The sequence below is a fragment of the bacterium genome, assembly GCA_024226335.1.
Classification (GTDB): domain Bacteria; phylum Myxococcota_A; class UBA9160; order SZUA-336; family SZUA-336; genus JAAELY01.
Map to the genome: position 1 here is coordinate 1 of JAAELY010000260.1, position 854 is coordinate 854.

Below are 854 nucleotides of genomic sequence, written 5' to 3' on the forward strand. Positions count from 1 at the left end.
AAGCCAAGCGGCTAATATTCAGCACAGGACGCGGGACCGGCATCATAACGTACGATCTTTCTAAGAAGGCCAACTCCGCCACGGTGAACGCTATTAACTCTGTTTCTGCAAGCTCATATTCTTGTAGGTTGTCGTCATTTCCTGCATCATCTGCAATCCAGTAATTACACCCCTCGCCTTCATGCAATTCTTCTGCTCGACATCCTCTCACATGATAGTTTCTAACAACGCTATTGGAAGTCTCGTTATCCATTTATGGATTCCTTCTTTCGGCGCGCCTTGGGTGTAGCCGGCGTTAGCCCGCACGGAACTCTCCGGTGTCGCTCGCTGACCGAGACCGGCTGGCGCCGGTGCGTGAGGATCGATTCACGGCGTGTGGCCGTGGGACCCTCACGCCATCCGTCGGGCCGCCACTCACCGATCAGGCGCGCCTCTGGCGCGGCCTGGGAGGAACACCCATGCCTAGAGATCCCCGCTACTTGCCCCCTGGATGAAGCGTCGAGGTCACCACCCGGACCCTCGGTGGTTTCTATCTCCTGCCCGCGACCTCTCACTTTGCCCGCGTGATGGTCGGCATCCTCGCCCGAGCCCAGGAGAAGTACCCGGTGAAAGTCCACGCTGCGGTCGCGACCAGCAATCATTATCACCTGATCCTAACACCCGAGGACGCCGACCAACACGCCGACTTCATGGAGTTCGTCAACGGCAATCTCGCGCGCCTACGATACGTACTCTGGAACACCATCAAGGAGAATCTCGTCGCTCAGATCGCAGACTGGGAGGGACTCCACTGCGCCGAAGCGCTGATCGACGGCAGGCCGATGACCGGGACGTGGTACGACCGCGCCATCGAG

Annotated in this window: 1 protein-coding gene; it reads left to right on the plus strand. The window is 58.8% G+C overall.

Annotation, left to right across the window (positions count from 1 at the left end; translation table 11 throughout):
• Positions 1-605 precede the first annotated feature (605 nt).
• Positions 606-854: DUF4419 domain-containing protein (locus GY725_13480; GenBank protein ID MCP4005196.1), on the plus strand; the 249-nt coding region annotated here is incomplete at its 3' end.